Source organism: Chitinophagales bacterium, assembly GCA_019638515.1.
Classification (GTDB): domain Bacteria; phylum Bacteroidota; class Bacteroidia; order Chitinophagales; family LD1; genus UBA7692.
In genome coordinates this window covers 121,757-146,300 of the sequence record JAHBTS010000006.1, presented here as the reverse complement: position 1 = coordinate 146,300, position 24,544 = coordinate 121,757, and the positions used below count along the sequence as shown (strand labels likewise).

At 40.3% G+C, this 24,544-nt stretch carries 18 protein-coding genes; 5 read left to right on the top strand and 13 right to left on the bottom strand.

The features are described 5' to 3' along the window. Positions 1-224: 224 nt before the first annotated feature. Positions 225-5,270 carry a brain acid soluble protein 1 gene (locus KF872_11005; GenBank protein MBX2904069.1) on the bottom strand — a complete coding sequence of 1,682 codons (5,046 nt, stop codon included), beginning with the start codon at positions 5,268-5,270 and terminating at the stop codon, positions 225-227. 137 nt (positions 5,271-5,407) lie between these two features. Here KF872_11005 and KF872_11000 point away from each other — a divergent pair, with 137 nt between their 5' ends. From KF872_11000 to KF872_10985, 4 genes are all read left to right on the top strand, one after another. Then, positions 5,408-5,950: a DUF420 domain-containing protein gene (locus KF872_11000; protein ID MBX2904068.1), complete on the top strand. Its 543-nt coding sequence runs from the start codon at positions 5,408-5,410 to the stop codon at positions 5,948-5,950. Positions 5,951-5,981: 31 nt separating this feature from the next. Continuing rightward, positions 5,982-6,503: a hypothetical protein gene (locus KF872_10995; protein MBX2904067.1), complete on the top strand. Its 522-nt coding sequence runs from the start codon at positions 5,982-5,984 to the stop codon at positions 6,501-6,503. An 84-nt stretch (positions 6,504-6,587) separates the two neighbouring features. Continuing rightward, positions 6,588-7,757 (top strand): hypothetical protein, encoded by a 1,170-nt coding sequence (locus KF872_10990; protein MBX2904066.1) that lies wholly within the window; start codon positions 6,588-6,590, stop codon positions 7,755-7,757. 115 nt (positions 7,758-7,872) lie between these two features. Next, positions 7,873-8,964 (top strand): M42 family metallopeptidase, encoded by a 1,092-nt coding sequence (locus KF872_10985; protein ID MBX2904065.1) that lies wholly within the window; start codon positions 7,873-7,875, stop codon positions 8,962-8,964. 32 nt (positions 8,965-8,996) lie between these two features. Here the strand turns inward: KF872_10985 and KF872_10980 are convergent, their stop codons facing one another. Continuing rightward, on the bottom strand, positions 8,997-9,671 hold the full coding sequence (locus tag KF872_10980; protein ID MBX2904064.1) for a polyprenol monophosphomannose synthase: 675 nt from the start codon (positions 9,669-9,671) through the stop codon (positions 8,997-8,999). 229 nt (positions 9,672-9,900) lie between these two features. Here KF872_10980 and KF872_10975 point away from each other — a divergent pair, with 229 nt between their 5' ends. Then, a complete protein-coding gene (locus KF872_10975) occupies positions 9,901-11,139 on the top strand; it encodes a hypothetical protein (GenBank protein MBX2904063.1) in 1,239 nt (412 codons plus the stop codon). Position 11,140: 1 nt separating this feature from the next. Here the strand turns inward: KF872_10975 and KF872_10970 are convergent, their stop codons facing one another. The 11 genes from KF872_10970 to KF872_10920 form a co-directional block, all read right to left on the bottom strand. Beyond that, entirely contained in the window at positions 11,141-12,775 is a 1,635-nt protein-coding gene (locus KF872_10970; protein MBX2904062.1) for a hypothetical protein, read from the bottom strand. A 63-nt stretch (positions 12,776-12,838) separates the two neighbouring features. Beyond that, entirely contained in the window at positions 12,839-14,035 is a 1,197-nt protein-coding gene (locus KF872_10965; protein ID MBX2904061.1) for an N-acetyl sugar amidotransferase, read from the bottom strand. Between the two features lie 2 nt (positions 14,036-14,037). After that, positions 14,038-14,865 (bottom strand): carbon-nitrogen hydrolase family protein, encoded by an 828-nt coding sequence (locus tag KF872_10960; protein MBX2904060.1) that lies wholly within the window; start codon positions 14,863-14,865, stop codon positions 14,038-14,040. After that, a complete protein-coding gene (locus KF872_10955) occupies positions 14,862-15,557 on the bottom strand; it encodes a glycosyltransferase family 2 protein (protein MBX2904059.1) in 696 nt (231 codons plus the stop codon). Before KF872_10955 ends, KF872_10960 begins: the two co-directional genes overlap by 4 nt. After that, on the bottom strand, positions 15,554-16,576 hold the full coding sequence (locus KF872_10950; protein MBX2904058.1) for a Gfo/Idh/MocA family oxidoreductase: 1,023 nt from the start codon (positions 16,574-16,576) through the stop codon (positions 15,554-15,556). The genes KF872_10955 and KF872_10950 overlap by 4 nt, the downstream gene beginning before the upstream one ends. A 117-nt stretch (positions 16,577-16,693) precedes the next feature. Beyond that, positions 16,694-17,158: a hypothetical protein gene (locus tag KF872_10945; protein MBX2904057.1), complete on the bottom strand. Its 465-nt coding sequence runs from the start codon at positions 17,156-17,158 to the stop codon at positions 16,694-16,696. After that, on the bottom strand, positions 17,145-18,572 hold the full coding sequence (locus KF872_10940) for a hypothetical protein (protein ID MBX2904056.1): 1,428 nt from the start codon (positions 18,570-18,572) through the stop codon (positions 17,145-17,147). Before KF872_10940 ends, KF872_10945 begins: the two co-directional genes overlap by 14 nt. A 2-nt stretch (positions 18,573-18,574) precedes the next feature. Further along, positions 18,575-20,008, bottom strand: coding sequence for a B12-binding domain-containing radical SAM protein (locus tag KF872_10935; GenBank protein MBX2904055.1), 1,434 nt, complete (start codon positions 20,006-20,008; stop codon positions 18,575-18,577). After that, positions 19,965-21,563, bottom strand: a complete 1,599-nt coding sequence (locus KF872_10930) for a B12-binding domain-containing radical SAM protein (GenBank protein MBX2904054.1) — start codon at positions 21,561-21,563, stop codon at positions 19,965-19,967. Before KF872_10930 ends, KF872_10935 begins: the two co-directional genes overlap by 44 nt. A gap of 80 nt (positions 21,564-21,643) precedes the next feature. Next, the gene (locus KF872_10925; GenBank protein ID MBX2904053.1) at positions 21,644-22,399 is read right to left on the bottom strand and encodes an aspartyl/asparaginyl beta-hydroxylase domain-containing protein; all 756 of its coding nucleotides are present in this window, start codon (positions 22,397-22,399) and stop codon (positions 21,644-21,646) included. Between the two features lie 88 nt (positions 22,400-22,487). Continuing rightward, a complete protein-coding gene (locus tag KF872_10920; protein MBX2904052.1) occupies positions 22,488-24,482 on the bottom strand; it encodes a hypothetical protein in 1,995 nt (664 codons plus the stop codon). Between the last annotated feature and the right edge of the window lie 62 nt (positions 24,483-24,544).

Here is a 24,544-nt window from a genome sequence, read left to right as displayed (position 1 = left end):
ATGTTTAGTATATTAAAGGTTATTGCATAAGCACAAAGCATACTTCATGCAATTCATACATTCAAAATATAGAGCACTTTGTTTATTTTCTTTTAGTAAAAGAGTGGATATTAAATGTTAATGCAGCAATTGTTAAGTATGGAGTTGGCACAGTTGAGAAAACAAAAAGGAGACTGGTTAAAATAAACAGCCTCCTTTGCATAGGTTTAAAACAGTAAGTTTACTTATTCTGTTTCGGGAGTTTCTTCGGTTTTATCTTTTCCTTTTTTCTTCTTTTTCTTTCCACCTTCATCGGAAGGAACATCTTCAACTTTTACTCCATCGGTTGCAGCAGGAGTAACTTCCTGCTGTGGTGCGGTTTCGGTAGGGGCTGGTGTGCCGGATTCTTGTTGTGGTGCGGCTTGCGGAGCACTGCTATCTTCTTGAACTTCGCGAGAATACTTTTGCCTTCTGCCGGCAGGTTTAGCTTCTTCTTTAGGTTTTACTTCTTCGGCAGGTGCTGCATCTTCTTGCTTAGGGCTTTCCGGTGTAGGTGTGGTTTCTGGTTGTGCTGTAGGTGTTTCTTGTACTTCACGCGAATATTTTTGCCTTCTTCCTGCAGGCTTTTTCTGTTCTTGTGCAGGAGTCTCTTCTTGTACGGGAGGTGTTGTTTCTCCGTCAGTTTCAGTTTGTTTTTTGTTTTTTGAAGGCATGATTTCCGGTGTAGATTTTTCTTGCTCATCTGCGGGAGGTGCAGAGGTAGGAGGTGCTACCGGTTTTGGACGGGGTCGTGGGGCTTCATCTACTTTTTCACCTGCGGCAATTTTCTTTTCTCTCATGCGATCTACAAAATCTGCTTGGTTGGCAGCATTGCCAATTACAAAGCGATAAAACGAAGTGCCTTTATCGTCTTTAATTATATTTTTTCCGCTAGGCATTAGTGCGCCAACTTGTGTTGCAAATACATCGTAGGAACTTAAAAGACCATATACGCCATTTTTGTATTCCATAAAAAACCATTCGCCCACACCGGTGCGCAAATAGATGTAAATATGTTCATCGCCCGGCACAAAACTCATTTCTATGGATCCGTCTAGCTTTTTGTTGATGGCTTTTTCGCCCACCATTGCCAGTCCTATTTTTCCGATGCTGCGTAGTGTGCCATCTACTTTATCGAATACTAAATTTAGGTTGGAGAAAACTAAGTGGTGTGTAAATTCTTTGGGGCGCTTAAAGGTGGCGGTGCGTTCAAATTCTTTTAAAACGGCATCGTCTTTTTTGTCTTCGCACAGTTGGTAGAATTGTTTTTTGGCGCGGTCGGTTTCGTAAGTTACATCATTTAAATCTACGTTGTCGTCATACAAAAACTTGGCGAGTTTTTCGTCTATGTCTTTTGTGGTGCGCAGGTCTATTCCCAATGTAGTGTTGAAGTTGAACGTGCCTTTGTTTAAATCGTTTTCTACATCGCCCACCATGCGCACTTTTAGTGGCGAAATTTTTAGGCCAAGATCGAAATCGCCTTCGGCAGTAATTATTCCTTTTTCATCGTTGAAGCGCAATACGTTTCCTTTAAGTGCGCCATCTACAATTTTTTCTTTGTTACCAAAGGCGTATTCGTTTGTTTTTGTATCGTGATACAGAATGCCATCGGCTTTAAAGAGTGTTGGGTCGGTAAGGTTTTCTTTTATGTTGAGCAGGTTAGAATAAAGGTGAATTTCTTCGGCAGATTTGGCGCAACTGATGCCGGCAATTACAGGTGTGCCGGTAGCGTCTTTGGTGTCGGGTTTGTAATGTATTAAAAGCTGTTTTGGGTTTATGGTGTCTTCAAACGAAAATTCTGCTGCTTCTACATTGGCTGTTTTGTAATGCACTTTGGCAGTGCCTTTAAAAATCATGTATGGGTTTTGTGAATACATGCTTGCTTCGCCCACAAAATTTACGTTTGGATAGAGTATAAATTGGGCGTCTTCGTTTATGGGGCCTTTAGATGAAAGGTGAAATTCTTCGTCTTTTCCGCGTTTGCCGGAGGTGGTTCTTTTTACGCTGATGTCATCGAATACAATGGTTTGCTCCGGTGTGTTGATGGTGCTGTATTTGTATTCGCCACTTCCTTTTAGTTCTGCCTTGCTAATAATGTCTAATGTGGCTTTAGATATTTTGTGTGTGCCGCTGATGGTATCGGAAATAATGGTAGCATTATGAAGTGTGCGCATTTTGGCATCGGCTTCAATAACTACTTTCCCTGAATCGGGAATTATACGCGAATCGGCAACAATAATTTCAGGAATTTGCTCTACGGTAAGAATGGAGTTTAGCAAATCGTAAGTGGCGCGTTTGGCAATAAAGTTAAGTCCTTTTTGTGCTTTGTTGAGCGAGTTGAATTGCTCGCCCTTGCTGCCTTCTGGCGATTTAAACTCTAGGATGTGTTTGTCTATATCCCATCTAAAATTGGGTATAAAGGTGTTGTATTGGTTATAGGCAAACTCTGTGGGAACACCTACTAGGTTATTGTTGAAATTTCCTTCGCGCTTATCGAAATCTACTTTTGCTTTTACATTGGGCGAAAGGAATGCTGTACCGCTTCCATCGGGTGTTTTTATGCGTAGTTCGGCAGTATCGGCTCCTAAATGTCTGGTTTTAAAATAGAAGCCTTGCGAAATAAGATTTGCTTCGCTCCAGTCTAGAGTTCCATTGCCGAAAAGTCCTTGCTGCGTAAGCAGTAATTCCCCTTTTAGCTGTGTAGATTTTCCATACATGGCAAAGGGTGTTTCGGTCATTTTAGCATACATGCTATCTACTTTGCTCTTCCAGAAAATATCTACTTTGGTAGATTGCACATCGGGAGTCATTACACCTTTATCGGTAGCAGCAATGGTAAAAGAATCGGTTTGTGCCAGTACCGAATCTGGATAGAACCGAATAGCAGAAGAAGTGAAGGCTGCGGTGCTGTGTGTAATAACGCCATCGCCTTTTAAGCCATTGTAGTCTAACTCTATTTTTCCTTTATAGTTTCCTTTGTCTTTAAACAGTGCCAAGCCGCTTGGCGGTGCTTCTGTTTTAAAGCCGAGTGAAAGATCGTCTTGCAATTTTAGGTTTTCGGAAATATCGGGGAATATACCGCCACTCACTAATTTTCCTTTAAAATCAAGTACGGTAGGTTCCAAATTGTTTAAGCTGTCTATTTGGAAAGGTTCTACCTGAAAGAAGAAGTCTTTTTTGCTGTAAGCTGCTTTGTTTGTGGTAGAATCTTCGTAATAAACATACGAAGAACCTTTAGTGGTAATGCGCGGAAACTGATGCAGACGCGAGCGACCAGATTTATTGATAGGCGCATCTACTTCTAAACGAGCCGATAAGTTTTCTAATTTGGAACGCAATGGTTTTAGCATTGGTTTGCCTTCTTCGTCTAGTTTATCGCCATCGGGAATATACATCATAAGCGAATCCACTTTTTGCATATTCACCACAAAGGTATCGTACACGAATTTGTTTTCTTTTCCGGCTAAGTCTATTCTTCCTGCAATAATGGTTCCATCGAATTTCATGTTTCTGTCTTTCAGAATATCTACAGTTTTTTTGGTAGGAAAGAAGGTTACATTGGCAGTGTCGCTAATTGGAATTAAACCTACACCGCGCAGTTGCATATCGGCAGTTTTTAAATCGAGGTAATCTATACCATCGGGTGCAATAGAGCGCATGCGCAGGTAATCGTAATCTACCTTTTTTGCATTTGCTAAAACATACTTAGAAAGTTTTTCGCTCAAGCGTACAAGACCTGCTTTTTCGTTGTAAATAATAAAGCCGTTTTCTACTAATTTATAGAGTAAACTTTTTATTTGAACTTCGGTGAGTTTGGGGTCTATTTTCTTGGCAATATCTATGGCTGCAATTTCATCGGTTCCTTTTTGTTTTTGAAGTTGGTAAATGAGTGCCAGTGGCTCGTATGCCGATACGCCTTGAATTTGGCGGATGCGATCTTTGTTAAAGTAATTGGTGCTTTCAAAATTGGCTGCATTTTTTCCAACGCCTGTAAGAATTTTCATTTGCATGCGTGAGGAGTCTAAGTTCCATATAAGCGCATCGGTTTCAAATTCAAACTGGTGGTAAGAATCTATAAAGCGTGAGCGACCAATGGCATTTTCGCCACGGAATAGGCGCATTTCGCGTCTATCTACACGGTAGTTTAAGTTTACCGATGGGTGAAAAATAGAGTCCTTTCCAAAGAATATTACTATTTCGGCATTGCTGGCGCCCAGCTCTTTATCGCGAATAATGAGAATGTCTTTTGAGCGGGCACGCATGGCCAATGTTTTACCATCGCGTGTATAGAAATCGAAGCCTGCACTTTCGCCATTGGAGTTGTAGCCCACCACTTTGGTTCCCCAAAAGTTGAAGCCTCCAAAGTAGTTTACGTTGGGCGCTACTTGGTTGAGTACAATATCGGTTTCGTACGATTCAAAACGCGGATAGTCGGATTTTGTAGTGTCGTTATTGGGAATAAGTTTATCGGTGAATTTGCCGGGCAATACGCGTTTTAAATAATAACTGTTGGTGAATATGGCAGAGTCGATAGTGTAACCGTATGTGCTTAAATCTACCACATAGTTTTTAAGGGTAACAAATACTTTGTTTACATCTTGGCTGGAACGCTTCCAATCGGCTTTCCCGCCCTTGCCTTCAAATTTATTTTCTACCGGATAGTAGTAACCTTGTGTGTTGTAAATTTGTATGGTATCGGTAGAAAGAAAACCATAAAAACGCGTGGCAGGAATTTTTAGGCGAGGCTTGCCATCGGTGTATTCCAACTTACATTCTGCGGCATCTACTTTCCATGCTTTGTTTTGTGTTTTGTGGAGAAGATTTTGTTCAAAATAAACTTTTGAAAATTCTAAGAACTTGGTGTAGCTGCTGTTTTCGCCACGCTTTAAGTTGCGCAGCATTTGGTCGCAAACTTCGTCCCAATCATTAAAAATACTTTCGGGTTTGCCGCTGCGTGCAAATGCCACAATAGCATTTATATAGTTGCTAAATTGTGGCGAAGCCGGGAAGTTTTTTTCGCGCATTACATTGGCGGTAGCGGCTATAAATTTTAACTGCTGCTCGGTAATTACACCATCTTTTACAGCTTTTTGAAATGCCTCAGTAGCTTCTTTGCAATCGGGTAGTTTGTTGGCATTCATAAAGCCATCGAGGTCGCGAACAAATTGTTGCGGCTCGGTAGAAAATAAGGCTACGTTTTGTGCAGTAGCAATAGAAAATGAAAGTAAAAGTGCGATGAGAAGTTTATTCATGGTTTTAAAAATATAATTATGAAACAGAACCCAAAACCGAAACTTTACAACCAAATTGTGAAATGAAGAACTTTCACATCATTTTTGTTGTTCTGCATTAAATTTCATGCTTCTTCGCACCCATAAATTCTATTGGAATGCTGCAACCTACTATTCAAAAAAATGATGCCTTGGCTTATGCGCTTATTGGTATATTATCTGTTATTGTATTTGCTGCCGTAGTGATGCTTAAAAAGGTACACCTGCAAGTAGAAGTTGGGTTCGATGTACATGTATTTGCTGCCATCAATGCTGTTATTAATTCTATGGTTTCGGTATTGCTAATTGCCGCTTTGGTATTTGTGAAGCAAAAAAAATATACGCTGCATAAAAAGGCAATGCTGGCAGCAATGGTACTGTCGGTGCTGTTTTTGGTGTCGTACATAGCACACCATTTACTAAGTGGAAGTACGGTGTATGGAGGCGTAGGCGCAGTTAAGTACTTCTATCTTTTTATACTCATTACACATATTATTTTGGCAGGAATCATTTTGCCATTTATTTTATTAACGGTGTACAGAGGGCTTACAGGTGAATTCAATATGCATAAAAAAATAGCGAGAATTACTTTCCCAATTTGGCTCTATGTAAGCATTACGGGCGTAATAGTGTACTTAATGATTTCGCCTTATTACAATTGAATACATGACCTCGTAGAAGCACAAAGAACACATGCAAGGCCGCATTTATTTTAGCGAACAGCAGCGTTTTAAGCAGGTTTGGCTTTGGCTTTTGCTTATTGGTATAAATGGCTTTTTTATTTACGGATTTATCACCCAAGTTTTTTTAGGGAAAGTTTTTGGAGATAATCCTACCAATAACGGAGTGTTGGCAGCGCTTACTTTAATGGTATTGGCTATTTCTGTTTGCATAGCTTTTGCCCGCCTTGAAACAGCTATTGATGAAACTGGTGTGCATTATCGCTTTTATCCGTTTTTTAGAATCGAAAAAACGATTCCATGGAATAGAATTTCCGAAGCGTATGTGCGCACATACAGTCCAATTGGCGAATACGGGGGTTGGGGATTGCGCATTGGTATTTTAGGAAAAGGTCAAGCATTTAATGTTGCAGGCAATCAGGGTTTACAACTGGTGTATGATGGAGGACGCAGGCTCTTACTGGGTACGCAAAAACCGGAAATGTTAAGAAGCTCACTGCTGCAACTTGGCAAGCTAACTAAAGGCGGTATGTAGTTTTATAGGCATTTATGATTGCAGTTTTTTATATGTGGTTTCTAAAACATTTAGTTACCTTCCCACACTGTATAAAAAGGCAAAATGAAAAATCTTTCAATTTTGATGTTGTGTGTTATCATAACATCGTTTGGCTGTAAAAAGGAAGTAAAAGATATAGTTGATAATACAGCTTGGGATACAGTTCAAATAAACAAGGTACAAGTATTGGCAAGCCACAACAGTTACCGTAAGCGTACTTACGACCCCATTTTGCAAATGGTGATGACTATAAAATCGAGCCTGCCTGCAAGTTTAAACCCCGAAGACTGGGATTATACACATATTCCATTGCCCGAGCAGTTTAATAATTACGGAGTGCGCAGTATTGAATTAGATGTGTATTACGACCACGATGGCGGGAGATTTTACAACAGAGCAGGAATGGGGCTTATTGGAGAATCGGTGGAGTCGGGTATTCCGCAATTAAAAGAACCGGGCTATAAAATATTGCATATTCCCGATGTAGATTTCGAAACCAACTATTACACTTTTAAGCAAGCATTAGAAACTATAAAAGATTGGTCCAATGCACATCCGCGCCATTTACCCATTTATATTTATGTAGAAACTAAACAAGAAACTGCGGGCGATAGATTGCCACTTAGCGGCTTTGTAAAAGGCATTCCATACACGCCTGCCTATATGGATGAATTAGATGCAGAAATAAAAGCTGTGTTTGGTGCAGATTTAGAAAAAGTAATTACGCCCGATAAGTTTAGAGGAAGCTATGCCACCTTGCGCGAAGCTGCACTTGCCAATAATTGGCCTACTTTAAAAGAAGCACGCGGAAAAGTAATATTCGTAATGAATGGTGAAGGTATGGATGCCTATCGCAGTGGCAAAACTACTTTAGAAGGAAGAGCCATGTTTGTATTTGCCGATAGCTCCAATGCCAGCGATGCCGCATTTATTATTCGCAATGCACCTATTGGAAATGAAGCCGCCATTGCCAATTTAGTGAAGCAGGGGTTTATGGTGCGCACTCGTGCCGACCATAGTACCGAAGCTGCCCGAAACAACGACTACACCGAAGCAAATGCCGCATTTGCCAGCGGAGCGCAAATAGTATCAACAGATTATTACAGACCCGATTACCGATGCGATACCAGCAGTATATATTCTTGCTACTCGGTTAAAATGCCAAACGGTAAGTTAGCGCGCGTAAGTCCTGCTTTTACCAATTATTCCGTAAATGCCGATATACGGGAATAGCAAGCATTGTAAGGGTACTTAAAGAATTACTTTTTTAAATAACATTTGCTTTTTAGGGTGAAGCCTTTTGTGTAATCTTGCGCCCTTTATTAGTTCACTAACGTAAATTATACCAATGTCTGCCTCAGAAAATTTCTTTACGAAAGAAGATTTAGCATTTTTAGAAAACTACTTGAATACCTATTCGCCCACCGGATTTGAAGCCGAAGGACAAAAGGTATGGTTAGAATACTTAAAACCTGCCATAGATGAATATCATGTAGATAACTATGGAACTGTTTATGGCGTTATTAACCCTAAAGCAGATTTTAAAGTAGTAATAGAAGCTCATGCCGATGAAATTTCTTGGTACGTAGCCAATATCACATCCGATGGTTTATTATATGTAAGAAGAAATGGCGGTAGCGATCACCAGATTGCACCTTCGATGCGCGTATGGATTCATACCGATAACGGAAAAATTCCTGGAGTATTTGGTTGGCCGGCCATTCACTTGCGCAAAGGTGCCAATGGCGAAACTCCTGCAAAAGTTGAAAATATTTTTGTGGATTGCGGCTGCACTTCTGCCGATGAGGTAAAAGAAAAGGGCATTCACCCGGGTACGGTAATTACCTTTCAAGATGGCTTCTTTACTTTAAACAATCGCTACTTTGGAGGCAGAGCTTTAGATAACCGCATGGGTGGTTTTATGATTGCAAAAGTAGCTCGCTTAATAAAAGAAGGCAAACACGAATTGCCATTCGGTTTATATATTGTAAACAGCGTGCAAGAAGAAGTTGGCTTGCATGGTGCTGCTATGATTGCGCATACCATTCATCCTAATTGCGCCATTATTACAGATGTATCGCACGATACTTCTACACCAATGATTGATAAGAATGTGGATGGCGACTATAAATGCGGAAAAGGGCCGGTATTAACCGTAGCACCTGCAGTGCATAATAAGTTGCTTCGCCATTTGCGCACTACTGCCGATAAAAACAATATCCCATATCAGTTAGATGCAGCTTCGCGTTCATCTGGCACAGATACCGATGCTTGGGCTTATACCAAAGGTGGTATTCCTTCGGCTTTAATATCGTTGCCATTGCGCTATATGCACACTACGGTTGAAATGGTGGCGCAAAGCGATGTGGAGCATGTTATTAAACTCATGAAAGAGAGTGTGCTCGGATTATCGCCAGATTTTAATTTTAAATACTTGTAATAGTTACACGGTGTGTAATATCATAGTTTGTTTCATTCTGTTCTATAAGAATGAAACAAACTATTCCACCGAATGCGCAATACTCCTCCAATAGCTTCTTTTACAATATTGGTGCTCATTTTGCTCACACCTTCTACGCGCTCGGTAAAAATAATTGGTATCTCTTTTATTGAAAATCCTAATTGTTTGGTGGCAAACTTCATTTCGATTTGAAAGGTGTAGCCAATAAACTTAATGTTATCCAGTTGAATGCTTTCCAGCACCTTTCTTTTAAAACATACAAAGCCTGCGGTAGTATCGGCAATACCAATCCAAGTAACTAAATTCACGTAAATAGATGCTATACGCGAAAGTAAAATTCTGCTCATGGGCCAGTTTACAAAGCCGCCATCTTTTACATAGCGCGAACCAATTACTAAATCGAATCCGTTTTGAGCTTCGCGGAGCAGGCGAATTAAATCATCGGGGTTGTGGCTAAAATCGCAATCCATTTCAAAAATATAATCGTAGCCTTTTTCGAGCGACCATTTAAATCCTGCAATGTAAGCAGTACCTAAACCTAATTTTCCGCTTCGCTGTATTAAATGCAAGCGTGTATCGAATTCCGATTGCAATTTTTTTACTACATCGGCAGTACCGTCCGGAGAGCCATCGTCTATAACCAATAAATGAAACTCGGGTTGTAACGACATTACTTTGCGCACCATTTTTTCAATGTTGCCCAGTTCGTTATAGGTGGGAATAATTACAATATTCTTGCTCAACTTGAGTTGGTTTTATGCGAATGTAAACTTATTCGGTTTCAACTTATTTGCTTTAGGACTTATTCACAGCGTTTGTATGAACTACTTACGTAAATAACTTTAACAAAAGAGCCTTTATTTTTAGCAATTTATACCGCAGCAGCTTATTAAATTCGCGTTCCTTTTTAAAAGAATGCGCACTATTTCAACACTTGTTTTATGGTTGTTTTTTTCAACTTTAATGGCCGAAACGCCTGCTGTGGCTGGTGTTTTGCTCGAAAAGAGGTTGGTAAAATCGTTTTCCGAAGAAGAGTTGAAAGCACTGTTTAAAAAGAACCGCATTCCATCTATTTTTTTTGCTGCCAAAAAGGGAATAAATATTTATGATGTACTTTATACCACTACTTATGCCGATGGAAGCATTGTAAAAGCATCGGGTTTGGTATTTGCCCCAATTGCCGAAAAGCGGGTGCTGCCTATGATGGTTTACAATCAGGGAACAGAAATTTGCAAGGAGCGCGTTTTCTCTTTTCGTGGTGAGCAGGCTGTGTGTATGGCGTATGCTTCCGATGACTATTTTGTGCTAATGCCGGATTATGTTGGTATGGCAAGCGGGGAGCGGTGCCATTTATATTTACATGCCCAAACCGAGGCCGATGCTACGGTTGATATGATGAATGCCGTTACAGATTCAATTGAAAGTTTTGGGGTGGCGGGATTTAATAAACTTTTTTTATCGGGCTATTCGCAAGGTGGCCATGCATGCCTTGCCACACATAAGTTGCTTCAAGAAAAATACTCCAATAGATATGAGGTAACTGCCAATTCGCCAATGTCGGGTCCTTACGATGTTTATTACACTATTTATGAAGGTAGAAATAAGCATTACGATTATCCGGGCTACATGGCATATATTTTTAAAGGCTATTATGAAAGTATAGGTCAGCCTGAAAGAGTGGGCGAGGCTTTTATTAGTCCTATTGATACGCTTTTGCCTACATTGCTCACAGGCGAATATCCAATGGAAGAGGTAGATAAACTATTGCCCGACACCGCATTTAAAGCAGTGAAGCCTGAGTTTTACAGAGCATTTGAGTCTGACCCGGAGCAGCCTTTTAGAAAGTATTTGGTTAGTAACAATGTGTACGATTGGAAACCGGAGGCTCCGGTACAACTTTGTTACTGCAACAGCGATGAACAGGTTACTTACAAAAACTCCATTATTGCTTACGAAACTATGGTGCGTAATGGAGCAAAGCAAGTAGAGTTGTGGCGTGCCGGAAAGAAATTCAAGCATATTAGTTGCGCTCTTTTCTCTATGGTTTATACCAAGATGTTTTTTGATGGTTTCATTCGGAATAAACCGGGTACGCACGGTCCTGGTTTTAAACGCTTATTGCTGAATATAGGCAAAATGGCTGTGAAACCTTAGTTTATTTCACCAACCTTTGCTTGCCAATAAATAACTCATCTATTCCGCTGGCATAAAAACTTGCTACGGCCTGGCGCGGTGTATGCACTATTGGTTCGTGGCTTAAATTAAAACTAGTGTTGAGCAGCACACCAAATCCAGTAAGCTTTTTAAATTCAGAAAGTAAATTGTAGTACAGTAAATTTTGTTGCGGGTTTACGGTTTGTACGCGGCAAGTGCCATCCGCATGGGTAACTCCTTTGAGAAGTGTACGGTATGCTTCTTTTACATAAAATACCTTAGTCATGTAAGGTGCATTGCTACATGGGGCTTCAAAAAAAAGATGAAAATCTTCTTCTAAAACACTAGCTCCAAATGGGCGAAAACCTTCGCGAAACTTTATTTTATGATTAACCGTTTGTTGTATATCCGGTGCCGCAGGATTGGCTAATATGCTTCTGTTGCCTAGGGCTCTTGGACCAAATTCCATTCTTCCTTGAAACCAGCCAATTACTTTATTGGCAGCTAACTGCTTTGCAGCAATGGCAATGTTGTTTTCTTCTTGTGTGAAATGTAAACCGCATCGTTGTAAAGTTTCGGTAATGTTTTGCTCTGTAAATTCATTGCCAAAGAAAGTATGTGTTTGTGTTTCGAAAGTAGTGATGCCTGTTTCTACACTCGCTAAATAGGCGGCACCCAAAGAGATGCCTGCATCGCTCGATGCTGGCTGAATAAACAAGGCTTCCACTTCTTCTAGTGCTTCAATTTTTTGATTGGCAAGGCAGTTTAACGCAACTCCACCTGCCATACATACTTGGCGAATGCCTGTTTTGTGAATGTACTTTTGCACTAATGCCGTTAATGCTTTTTCTAATTGATTTTGTGTGGCTGCGGCAATGTCTTTATATACAGTTGTAATTTCTTTTTGTGTTCTGCGGGTGGTGCCGAGGAGCTGTTCTAAATCGTGGCTAAACAGCATTTCGTTGCGCGAGGGTGCCGATTGCCCCGGCACAATTTGAACCATAAAATCTTCCTTAAAGTAATAGCCATAATCTCGTACGCGCAGCACTTCATCTAAGTTGAATTGTTGATGATTTCCGTAAGCTGCTAAACCCATTAGTTTATATTCATCGGCATCGCGCGTAAAGCCGCAAAATTGCGTAAGCATGGCATAAAACATTCCCAAACTTTGTGGGCGTTCGTATTGCTCTATTATTTCTATGGAATTGTTTTTGCCAATGGCAATTTGAGTGCTGATGCCATCTCCGGAGCCATCTACCGTAATAATAAGCGCTTCGCTAAAACCCGATGGATAATAAGTAGATGCTGCGTGGCAGTTGTGGTGGTGATAGCGTTTAATAGGTGGGCAATAACCAAAATAGTTATTGAAGTGTGATTGCAAAACACTTTCTATACTTTGCTGCCATGTGCTGCCATGAAAAGCTATTATAGATACTTGCTGTATGGTAATGCCTGCAATGTTTAATACTTCCTGTATTGCATAAATAGGTAAATGTCCGGCAGTATGTTTTACACGATTTATACGCTCTTCTTCTATGGCGGCAATTACTTTGCCGTGTTGCATCAGCACTGCAGAAATATCTTGGTAGCCGGGGCGAACGCCTCCATTTATTCCTAAAATATAGTTTGTTTCCATTTTAAAAAAGCAGTTTCAAAATTGAAGTTTAATTCCTTCTAGGATTGAAGCATTTAATGTCAATTACTCGCCACATAGGAAATATTTATCGTACACAATTTCCGGCATAAAGCCCATTTTGGTGGCAAGTTTAATGAAGGGACGAAGCCATAACATGGTATCGTGTCCGGTATTGTAATCGCGAAATGTTTTAGGTGGCAATTGTATCCACTCATCAAATTGTTCACGAGAGATGGCAAGGCGCTTTAGGCAAAGATCTATAATGCGCGGGTCTTCCATCACATAAGGCTTTTTTACGGCTTCTATTGCCCAGTTGCGATCCATTTGTGCATCGCGCACTAAAGCACTGTAGGCATTTAGCCTAAAATCAATATTAAACTTTACGCGGTGAACATAGGTGATGAGCGCCCAATATAAATCATCGTAATAATGCGCTCCGGGATATACCCAGTTGTATGCTTCTTTAATAATTTCTTCGGCATTTTTACGAATGTAGGGTTCGTAATATAGGGGCGAATGGGCTTTAATTCCTTTAATGATGCTGTAATAGAAGAGTTCTTTCCAACCTAAATGATAGTTGGGGTCATCGGCTTTCCATGGGCGTAATTTTACGCTGCCAAACTTGTTTTGTACATCGTTTACATAATCGCCTACCATATATGCCCAACTCATTGGTTTTATGCCTTCGGTGCGGAACGATTGCCCGTATATAACATGGCGAATGCCTTCTTTATGAGCAACGCCATAACATGCCGCAGCAATGCCTACATCGGTGCCTTCGTTTAGTTCGGGAACAGATGCTTTAAGGAAAGAAATTTTAAGGTCTTTTGCTTCGCGCCAATCGCTGGTAATGGTGCGCAGTTCAACCCCTAATTTGCGCGTAATATTTATCATGTTTTCGCCTCCAACCGGATTATCGAAACCATCGTTGAAATGAACGGCAAGCGGACGTAATTTATATTTAGTAACTACTAAATGAAGAATGTAAGTGCTGTCTCTTCCTCCACTGATGCCTACTACGCAATCGTATTTTTTGCCTTTACCATCGCGTTTTATTTTTTCTAGTTGTTTATTCCAAATTGCTTGACCTTGTTCGTTGTTGGGATACATTTTTTCCCATTTATCGTGTAAATGGCAGTAGTTGCAAACGCCATTTTTATCGAAGGTAATTCCGGGGCAAGTGCTGTCGCTAATGCAGCGCGAGCAGCGTTGGTAGTTTATGTTTCGTTTTATGCCGTTTACAACAACAAAATTATTCATGTTTAATTATAGAACTTAAAACCTTGTTTTTGTAATGATAATCCTATTTCTGTTCCTTTTAAGTGTGTTGTTGGCATTTCGAATGTAGCAATGGCAAGGTCTCCGGCAAATTCATTAAAAACTCCTTGGGCAATAATGCCGTTTTTACCAATGCAGAGTGAACAACCTACCATTTTTTTTCCTTCATATGGACCGCCAACAATATAGCCTACACTGGTGGCGCTGGCAATTACAATACCATGTGCTTTGGCTATTACGCTGAGTGGATGTATCCATTTATCGCGGTAAGGATCCTCAGCTTCGGTAATAGAATGCTCTACCGTCCACGAAGAGGGCGCTAAAATAAGTTGCGCGCCCATGCGTGCCAGGGTGTGTGCCATATCTATGGCGTCAATGTAATTATCGGCACAAATATTTAGCCCTATTTTGCCAAAGGGTGTATCGAATACTTCTAGTTTTTGCCCTACTGCGTAGTACGGAAATTCTACGGTAAGTAGGTTTATTTTTCGATGTTTTCCTATGATATTTCCTGCTGTATCTATTAACAATGCTGTGTTGTAATTACAATGTTCGGTTTTTTCGGTTAGGCCAACACAGAGCCATATTTGATAGTGCTTTGCTAATTCGCAAAATAGATTGCTGTATGCTCCGGGAATAGGTTTTGCATGTGTGAGCGCATCGGGGTGAGTCCAAGCAAAATCAATGGTTTCGGGGAGTAGTACTATATCGCAATGTTCTTTTTTTGCTTGTGCAATTAGTTTTTCGGCACGTTCAAAATTGCGTTCCGGTTCGGTTCCTTCTACTAAAAGTTGTGCTAAAGCGAGTTTCATTTTTCAACGGTAAACTTATGTACTTCCCACCAGAGTTTAGATGTTTCTATCATTGCTTTGCGCAAGGTTTTCCAGCTTCCACCTTTGGCAATGCCGTATGTTCTTGGTAAATACTCCGATGGAATTTCAATTGGCATGATATTCATTTTATAGAGTTTGGCGCAAATTTCGCTTTCTATAAGTGAGCTGGTGAGTTTCGTTTTTACGGCAAGGAGTTGTTCTTTTCTATACACTTTTATCCAGTTTACATCGCGCAGGTATATGCCGAGCAGGTGCTGGTTAAACAATCTGTTTATCCATGTTAAGCAACTTCTATAAAATGAATAGTTGGTTTTTAATCTGTAAAAGGAATAATAGGTGCTGTTGTTGAAAGGTTTAGTGTTGCTTAGCTCTTTAATATTGAATTGTCCATCGCCAGGAATGGCACATACGTATTCGTTTTTGGCTGCATGATAGCCGGCTGTGAGTGCTGCTCCAATACCTAGGTTTTTGGGGTGTGTAATGATGCTTGTGTATGGGAATTCGGTTTGTAGTTGTTGGCATATTTTTCCTGTATCGTCTGTGCTGCCATCGTTTACGAGTATTATTTCGTAGTTAGCATTCATGTGTTGAAGTTGTGCCACAACATCGCTATATACTTTCCGGATATTTCCGGCTTCGTTAAACATGAATATTACAATGGAAAAGTTCATGCAATCTCAACTATTTCGCCCCCTAATTCTATGGATTTTTGTGCAGCTTCCAATACTTTAATTACTTCTAATGCATTTTGCCCATCGGCAATGGGCGGTGTGGCGGTATGTATAGATTGGTAGAAGGCGTTTACTACGTTAAAGAGTGCTTCGCTGTGTTCAAACTTAGGAATGATGGCATTGCCTAAACGATAATCTGTGAGTTTACTTTTGTTTTTATCGGTTGCTTTAGCTTGTTCATAGTCGTAGATGGTGAGTTTGTTGGTGGGTTCAATATCGTCATAAATAATCATTTGCTTTTCGGCTCCCAGTATCATTTTTCGCATTTTAACCGGACTTGCCCAAGAGGCGTTTATATGCACTACTAAACCAGATTGGTAGTGTAAAAACATGTAAGCAAGGTCTTCTAATTGGTGTATTGGATTTAGTCTGCTAATAGTTCTTACCGCAGTTGGACGTTCGTTTATTAAGTAGTTGATAATGGCAATATCGTGGCATGCTAAGTCCCATAGTACATTTACATCGGTTTGGTATATGCCAAGATTTATTCTTGTAGAATCTACATACAGCAAGTTGCCGGTTTGTTCGGTGTTAGAAACAAATTCTTTAAGTTTTGTAATGGCCGGGTGGTAGAGGTAAATGTGATCTACCATAAGGGTTAAATTCTTTTCTGCGGCAATTTTTATGAGTTCCAAAATTTGGGCAGAGGAGGTGGTAGCCGGCTTTTCAATAAGTACATGCTTGCCGGCTAAGAGTGCTTGCTTGGCTAAATTGTAATGTGTAGAAGTTGGTGTTGCTATTGCCACGGCATCTATGCCTTCAAAAGCAAATACTTGTTCTGCTTTTTCAAGTATGCCTGCAATGCGATATTGTGCTGTGGCATCGTGTAGCATGGTATTGCTGCTGTCGCAAACCCATATATTGCCGGATTGTGGATGCTGCACTAAGTTTCGGAGAATATTTTTTCCCCAGTAGCCAACTCCAATAAGTGCTGTATTTATTACTTGTTTATGTAGCATGGTTTATGTTGTGTGAATGCGAGCGGTGCATTTTATTTTCCGAAAGGTTAAAAAAAAAAATTACTCTTCGGCTATTGACTTTTTAAAGTAAGCAGTGCACATAAAATAGTATTGCTGCTATTGCTTGCTAAATGCTTTAAGTTGCGTAGAATGTTCATTTATTTTTTCAATCACAATATCGGCATTTGCTATGGAATCTATTTGCCAACCAGCCTTGTTTTTTACAAAGAAAAATTGAATGCGGTTACTGCTGTTTGCTAATGTTCTACTAAAGCCTAATTGCTTGTTAGCTATAAAGAAGCCGCTGGGCGAAGAGCCATGAAACGTAAAGTGTTGTATGATATTTTTAATAGTAGTGCGCGGTGGTGAAGCAGGGAAATTATGTTGTATAGTTTCTAATAGATGACTGGTGGAAGGTATGGAGTCGGCATCTGCGGCTTCTATGTATAGGTACACAAAGAATATTTCTTTAAAGGCACGGTTGTAGTTTTTACGCTGTGTGTGCACATAGAGCAGCAGTATTGCTATTGCTGCAAACAAAAATATTCTAGCCGCAATGGTTGTTACTTTATTGGCCAACATTTACTGTATCTCCTTTTAGCGCAATGGCATCAATATCGTAAAACAATTCATAAGCTGTATTCCAATGTGGAGCGTTGCGATTTCTTTTTATATCGCTGCTTCTGCTAATGCTGGTAGGATAGCAAGGAATAGTATCTATGATGGCAAGCTTGTAACGGGCTTGAGTGTTTCGTACCGCTTCAAGTTGAGTATGCCTAAGTTTCATGGCATTGGAATAAGTGCTTAACTGGCCACTAGAAAATTCGGTACGTATTAAGTTGATATTGTTGTTTTCAGACAAAAAAATACTGCCAATCCACAATATACATACAAGCATTTTAAGCGTATTTGAAATGGCAATATTCGGAAGGTTTTCTAGTGCTCCAATTGCCAATAGAAGCATGAATAATACTGCCACAGAATTAAATATTCTATGTGGAAAATGCTCTGCTCCCCCCATAGGCAAATAGTATGTTGAAATCATGCTCCATGCCAGTAGCAGAGTAGAAATTGCAAAAAAGATAAACCGAAAAGGCAAATACGGAAACACCCTGCTTTTAACTGTAAATGCAGATTTAAAACAAGCTAAAAGCGCTAAAGAAAATAGAATAACAGGATGCAGAAAAAATTGCACCGTGTATAAACTCAGATGCTGTAAACTAATGCTTAATTTGTGAGTAAAGGAATAGTTTTCTATTCGGCTGCTTTCAATAAAAATACGCTGTGTAATGCCGGGCGACACTACAAAAAATGCAATGAACATAGTGCCGATGGCAGCAAAGAAAACTGCAAAGCCTAATTTTGAATTGTAGTAACCATAAGCCAAGGTATATAGCAGTAAGCACACATTGAGCGGCAACATCATTTCGTTTATTCCTATCGAGGCCGGCAGTAAGAGTAGCGCTAGCCATTCCCACCAATTGTTTGTTTGCTCAGATGATACTTGCATGGCTCGAATAAGTGAGCCACAGCAGAATAAAAAAAATATCCACGACCATAAGTAAACCATGCTGCTGCTCATCCAATACAATTGATGCAGTATAGATGGAGTTACCAAAAAGTAAATGCCTGTAAAAAGTAAACTAAAAAGCAGTTTGATACTTTTTTTTGCATAGAAGAGCGTATCGAAAATAAAGTAAACGGCAGCAATGAAAAGAGCTAAACTGCCTAATGCCATATAAGGATATGTGGCATAACTGCCGTAAGCCAAGGGTGTAAAAGTGTGTAATAGGTTTAAGAAAAATCTGCCATCGTACGTAGCCAAAGTGTGTACCACAAATTGAAAGCGTCCTACCGTAAAGGTTGGATGCGAAAGCGATAAATCTTCGGCATTAGGATGTGTAAACGTGGCTGCCAATGCCAACCATCCCAACATCCAAACTGCTGCTGCAACTAATAGAAAATAGGAAGCAGAAGAATAAAACCGTTGTTGCATACTTACCTGTCTTTGGCTCCTTTAAGCCCGGAAATTACAAACTGTTTATCCCAAAATAGGTAACGCAGTAAACTCCATCCTAATTGAAATATCTGGTTAAAATTATTTCTAAATACCGCTATGTTATTGGTGAAGTACGATGGGCGCAGGTAGAATCCCTTATAGAACCGCATTTTATCTTTATCGAATTTTTCGTACACGGTTTTATCTATCCATTCATTTTTGTAAGGATAGATACTGAAATCAATTTTGTCTTTTAATTGTTGGTACAATGGTGTGCCTGGGTAAGGTGTTAGCGGATTAAAAGAAGCGTAATTTAACTGGGCATCTTTGGCAAATGCAAGCGATTCTTGAAAATCGTTTTCTGTTTCATCGGGATGGCCGGCCATAAAGAAGGCAGCGCTTTCTACACCTACTTTTTGGCAGAGGAGTAGTGCTTCTAAGGCATCTTCTTTTTTAATATTCTTCTTGTAAATATCTAGCATACGTTGGCTGCCGGTTTCCACACCAAAGTAAATTCTTTTGCAGCCCGATTTTTTCATCCAAGTTAAGAGTTCTTCATCTAAGTCATCGGCTCTGCTGAGGCATGCCCATTCTATGTTGAGTTGATGGTTGATAATTGCCTTACACAATTCAATGGTTCTATGTTTATTGATGGTAAAGGTATCGTCTATAAAGCGAATGGCTTTTACGCCATGCAGTTGTTTCCACTGTTGTATTTCTTCTATAATTCTATCTACAGTTAATTGCGATAGCTTGGAGCCATAGCTTTTTACGCAGTAGTTGCATTGGTGCGGGCAGCCACGCATAGTTTGAATCATGCCGTAAGGTTGTGCAAGCAGCGGTTCATAGTATGCTCCTGTTTGGGGGAGTAAATCGTATGCGGGAGTTGGTAGTTCGTTGGGGTCTTTTATTCTGGAGGCTGTGCCTTGAAGGTGAAAATGGTTGTTTTTTAGATAAGCAATTCCTGTTACTTGTTCAATATCGCCTTGTGTGATGAGTGTTGAAAGTAGGTTGTTTAACACAATTTCCGGCTCACCTAAAATTATATAATCTGCAGAGGAATGGCGCAGGGTTTCTTCGGGAAAAGTAGTGGCATAGTGTCCAAACAGAATAAAGGTGGTATTTGTGAATTGCTGTTTAATTTCTCTCACAACATTTACATCTTGTTCGTAGCATTCAAAGCCTGTGAGTGCAACAATAACATTGGGATTCCATTCTTTTAGTTGGCGAATGGTTTGTGTAGTATCTGTTTTTTCGGCAATGGCATCGAGCAAATTTACTTGCAGTTGGTGGTGATGGCGTGCTACGGATGCACAAGAAATGAGCTCCAATGGAGGCATAAGGCTCTCCGGAGAAACATAGCTGCACATGTATCTTCGTGTAATTTGCTCAGGATTCGGCAGATTGAGTACTGTCAATTTTTTCAACATCATGTTTTGCTTCTTTGTTTGCTGCCAATATTTTAATTCGCTTTGCTTCTTCAATCTGGTACGCATTCCAGTTTTCGCGTGCTTCTATAAGCGATTCTTTTTGTGGTTTATAGTTGCTGTAAATTACCTCTTCGTAATCGTGTGGTTTAAGGTTTAAATGCTCGGTAATGGAGTTTCGTTTCAGTAAAATTTTCTTTATTACTTCTAAAGCAGCTTTGCGGTATTCCCATAAGAAGAGTAGCAAATCCCAGTATCGGTAATTGAATAAATATACTTTTAAATAGGCTCTAACTTGAAACCATTCAATTTGTCTTCTGCTTAGGTTGGCAAATTCCATTGCGCCACCAATTTGTTTGTTGTATTCATCCCAGTTGGTGGTGAGCAGCCTATAGCCGCCTTCGCCTTTGGCAGCCATCTTTGCAACTTCGGTTCCGGGATAGGGTGTCATTAAACCAAACATGGGTAAAACCGGGTTTAGTTTTACGGCTAAATCTACGGTGCGCTGTAAGCTTTCAATGGTTTCGTTAGGCTGGCCAAATAAGAAGAAAGTTCCGATGGGTACTTTGGCTTTTTTTCCGGCTTCAACAGCGGCATAAATTTTTTCGAGGTTGGTTCCTTTTCCGAGTTTACGGAGCATATCTAAATCGCCAGTTTCTATTCCCAATTCAACTCTTTCTACGTTTGCTTTTTTAAATTGGAGAAACATTTCGTAATCTACGTATTGCACGTGTGTTTGAACATCCCATTTTACTTTTTCGCCAATTTTGTGTTCAATCATTGCCTCGAGCAATTGGCGTGTTCTATCCATATCAACGCTAAAAATTTCATCTCCAAAGCTTATGCGTTGCGGGTGATATTGGTTAATAATGAGGTTAAGTTCTTCTATTACGTTTTCTACACTTCGTTTTCTTGCATAGCGCCCGTTGGGATTCATGCAAAAAATGCAATGTAGTGGGCAGCCTCTTTCGCTTTGTATATAATAAGTTTTGGCAGGCGGCAATAAATCCCAAGCCGGTAGTGGAAGGCTGTCTTGGTCGGCTATTCTTGCACGAGGTGGTGTTTGCTGTAAGGTGTCTTGCTTTCGGTAAATAAGTCCCCTAATTTTTGCAATGTCTTCTTTGTGCAGTACTGCATGGCATAGCTCGTGCAGGGTTTCTTCGCCTTCACCAACCACACCTATATCGAAAGATGAGAACTCGCGCATGGTTTCGCGCGGTATGGCTGTTATGTGTACACCTCCAATTACGGTGATGCATTCGGGTAAATTTTTTTTTATGAGGGCAGCTGTGTATGCAGAGGGTTTTATTTCGTTTGTGAAGGCTGTAAATCCAACTATATGTGGATTAAACTCTAGTATGCGTTCTAGTACTTTGGCAAAATTTAATCGCTCTAGCTTGGCATCTATAATTTGTATTTGAACCTGCATTTTTGAACGCAGGTAGCCTGCAAGAATAGCGAGTCCTGTTCTTCCGAAATCGGGTGTATCGTACCACGGCTCCATTACTCCAATTACGGGAGCATTTACTAAACAGATTTTAAGGTGTTCTTCCGAACTCATAACTCCATTTCAATTTAAGGAAACTGTGTACTAATAGTGGTGAGAAATTGCCAACTTACTTAATTAAAATCGTTTTTAAGTTAAGAGTATAGCCTGCTCCAAAAGTTCTGTAAAGGTAAATAAACCCACCACAAAAAAGAAATGGCTTTATGCAAAGCGTGTTTTAAATTCTCCGGAGTTTTTTTGAGCGCAGGTATTAAGTCATCTAAGTATTTAATGGTAATGGCGCCTAAACTTTGTGCATTTACCCATGTTTTTTGTTCGGCAAATTCGCTGCGTGTAATATCGAATACTAAAACAAATCTTCGGTTTTTTGTATGATTCCAAACGGTGTGGCGGTGGCAGTCGCTAAACAGTACTACTTTGCCTTCTTCCCAACTTCTTTCTTCGTTGCCCACGCGGATGCCGGCTTCGGGCAGTTTGCCGGGAATAGAAATGCCTAAATGCCCGCGTATAGTGGTGTTGGTTTCGCCAATATGCGGCAGTATTTGGCAGCCGGGTTCTAATACGGTAAATTCTGCAAAAGTGAGGTTGGGTATAGATTTTAGCAGGGCATAGGTTTTTGGAAATTGGCGGCAATTTTTATGGTATTGCCACATAAAGTTGAAGAAGTAAATATTTTTCCATGCACTGGGTTCAGATAATGAAGGAGGATACGGGCTGCTGAGTTCAATGGCTTTTTCTCCGCTGATAATTGGCATCATTTCATCGCGTATTATTGTCCAGTTATCTTCTAATGTTTGAGCCCACGGGTATTGTTTCTTATCGTAGAAATAAGGTTCGGGGCCGGAATAGATGGCTTCCTCGTTTAAAAAAAATAGTGCGTTTGCCGACATGGAGGCATATTTAGTAAATAAAATAATTATGAGCAGTGAAAATAAGTGGCATGGTTAGTTAGAAATTTCTTTTTGAATAAGTGGTGTTTTAATAAAGTTTCTTCATGTTATCTACTACCGATAAAACCTTATGCCCATCTAAGCCTACCATATCAAAATACCACTGCAATGCTTCATATCGAGGTTTGTTTTCTTCGTGTACGAGTGCAAGCGCGGTTTCTCTGTCGAGCAGTCCTTCTCTTATTTGGCGGGAGCGGAAAGAGTCGTTTTCGGTATAGCCCTGCCCAACATAGTAAATATAGTTGTAGAAGGCAGAAGTGCCGTCATCGGTGCGCCATGTAGCCTTTGTTTCGGGCGATGTTTCCCAATGATAGTTTTGCTGCAAGGTTGAAATAATTTTATGTTCATCCCATTTAATGTAGTGCCATAAAAATAAGTATTGGTGCGGCTGAATGTAGGTAGAGAAAAACCCTAATGCAGTATCAAAAAAAGAGGAGTTAAAGTACGAAGGATTCATAAGGTATTGCGAAGCATAAAAGCTCATGAGTTTCACTTTTTTAAACGGCTCCAAATGGTGAATTACACCTCCCGGATCGGCATCTTTTACACCGCAATGTCCGGTTTTAAATTCATCGCGTTCAAGTTCATTTCCCCTAAAGAAAAACATGAGTTTGAGCTTGTATTTCTTCATAATTTGATCGGCATAAAACTCACATTGTTTATCGCCTTCCATAAACAGAGGTACCATGCCTAAGTGTGGGCGTTTCATCCATGCGCTTATGTTCTCGCGTATGTGTTTTCGCTTCATGGTAATATCGGCAGAAACCAATATGTGCTCTACGCCCAAAGTGCCCAACATGCGTGCTTGGTTTCTACGCGCCATATCGGTTACCATACCCCAATCGTAGGTGTATGCAAGAGGTTGCATTCCCATTTCTTTTTTTAGGAAATGAAGTCCGTATGAACTGTCTCTGCCGCCACTAAATGCAATTAGGCAATCGGGTTCGCCTGTTCCTTTGCGATATTTTTGTAGTACAGCTTCTAAGGCATTCATGCCTTTTACTTTTATGGGTTGGTGTTCGCGGCAGTAGTTGCATACGCCTTTGCTATCGAATTCTATGAATGGTGTGGTAGCGGGCAAAATGCAGCGGGTGCAACGTTTAAGTGCATAAATAGTTTTATAGTCGAAGTTGTGTTGGCGCAGGATATTGATGTCGTTTTTTACGGTGTAGAGTTTAGTGGCAGCAGATTTTTTTTCGTACACACTAAATTCTTGCATGGGCACGGTGGGTGTTGCCGTATGCAATACGGGTTGCGATTCTTGGGGTGTTGTAGTATCTTTTTTTAGGGTAATAAATTCGCAATTTCCGTTGGTAAAAATGGCTGAAGTAAATGGTTGCAATTGGGTAGCAACGGTAGGTTGTGTTGTGTAGAATAATTGCAGTGCTTCATCTAAAAATATTTTTTCGGATGCAAAGTAAGTGGTGCTGCCATCGGGCGAGTTGGCATAGTAAAGCGATCCGGTATTGGTAGAAATAAATACAGCAGATATGGAAGGTATAATTACGGCTAAACTTGCCGAGCCTTCAAGTGTTGCATACATTGTTTGTATGCTGTATGGCAGGTTTTGCTTGTGTAGGGTATCGTTTAAAAACTCTGCTAGTGCAGCCGTATCTAAAATGGGAGGAGGTGTTTGCTTTCCAATTTGTTGCCACAACTGTTTGGGGTTGGTAATAATGCCATTGTGAACCATTACCAAATGTGGGGGCGATGGAATTACAGGTTGGTTGTTTTCGTGTACCAGTTGCGAACCGTGTGTGGCAAGTCGCGAATGCCCAATCATTGCTCTTATGTTTGATGAAGCAAGCGATTCTTTAAAGCGCAGGTATTCCGGTGCTTTTACAAGTTCTCTGCCATTGAGGTCGCTTTTTATATAGTGCATAGAGCCTTGCTCTATAAGTGCCGCAGCTCCCGATGCTTCTTTTCCACGCCAGTAGGCGGCTTTCATCAATTCATCAAAAATGGCTAATTGTTTGTTATCGGTGGTTGTTTTGTGTTGTATAAATCCAAAAATTCCGCACATGGTGAATACTGTTTCAATTAAATGATGGTGGATAAAAGCAAAGATGCTAATATATGATTTAG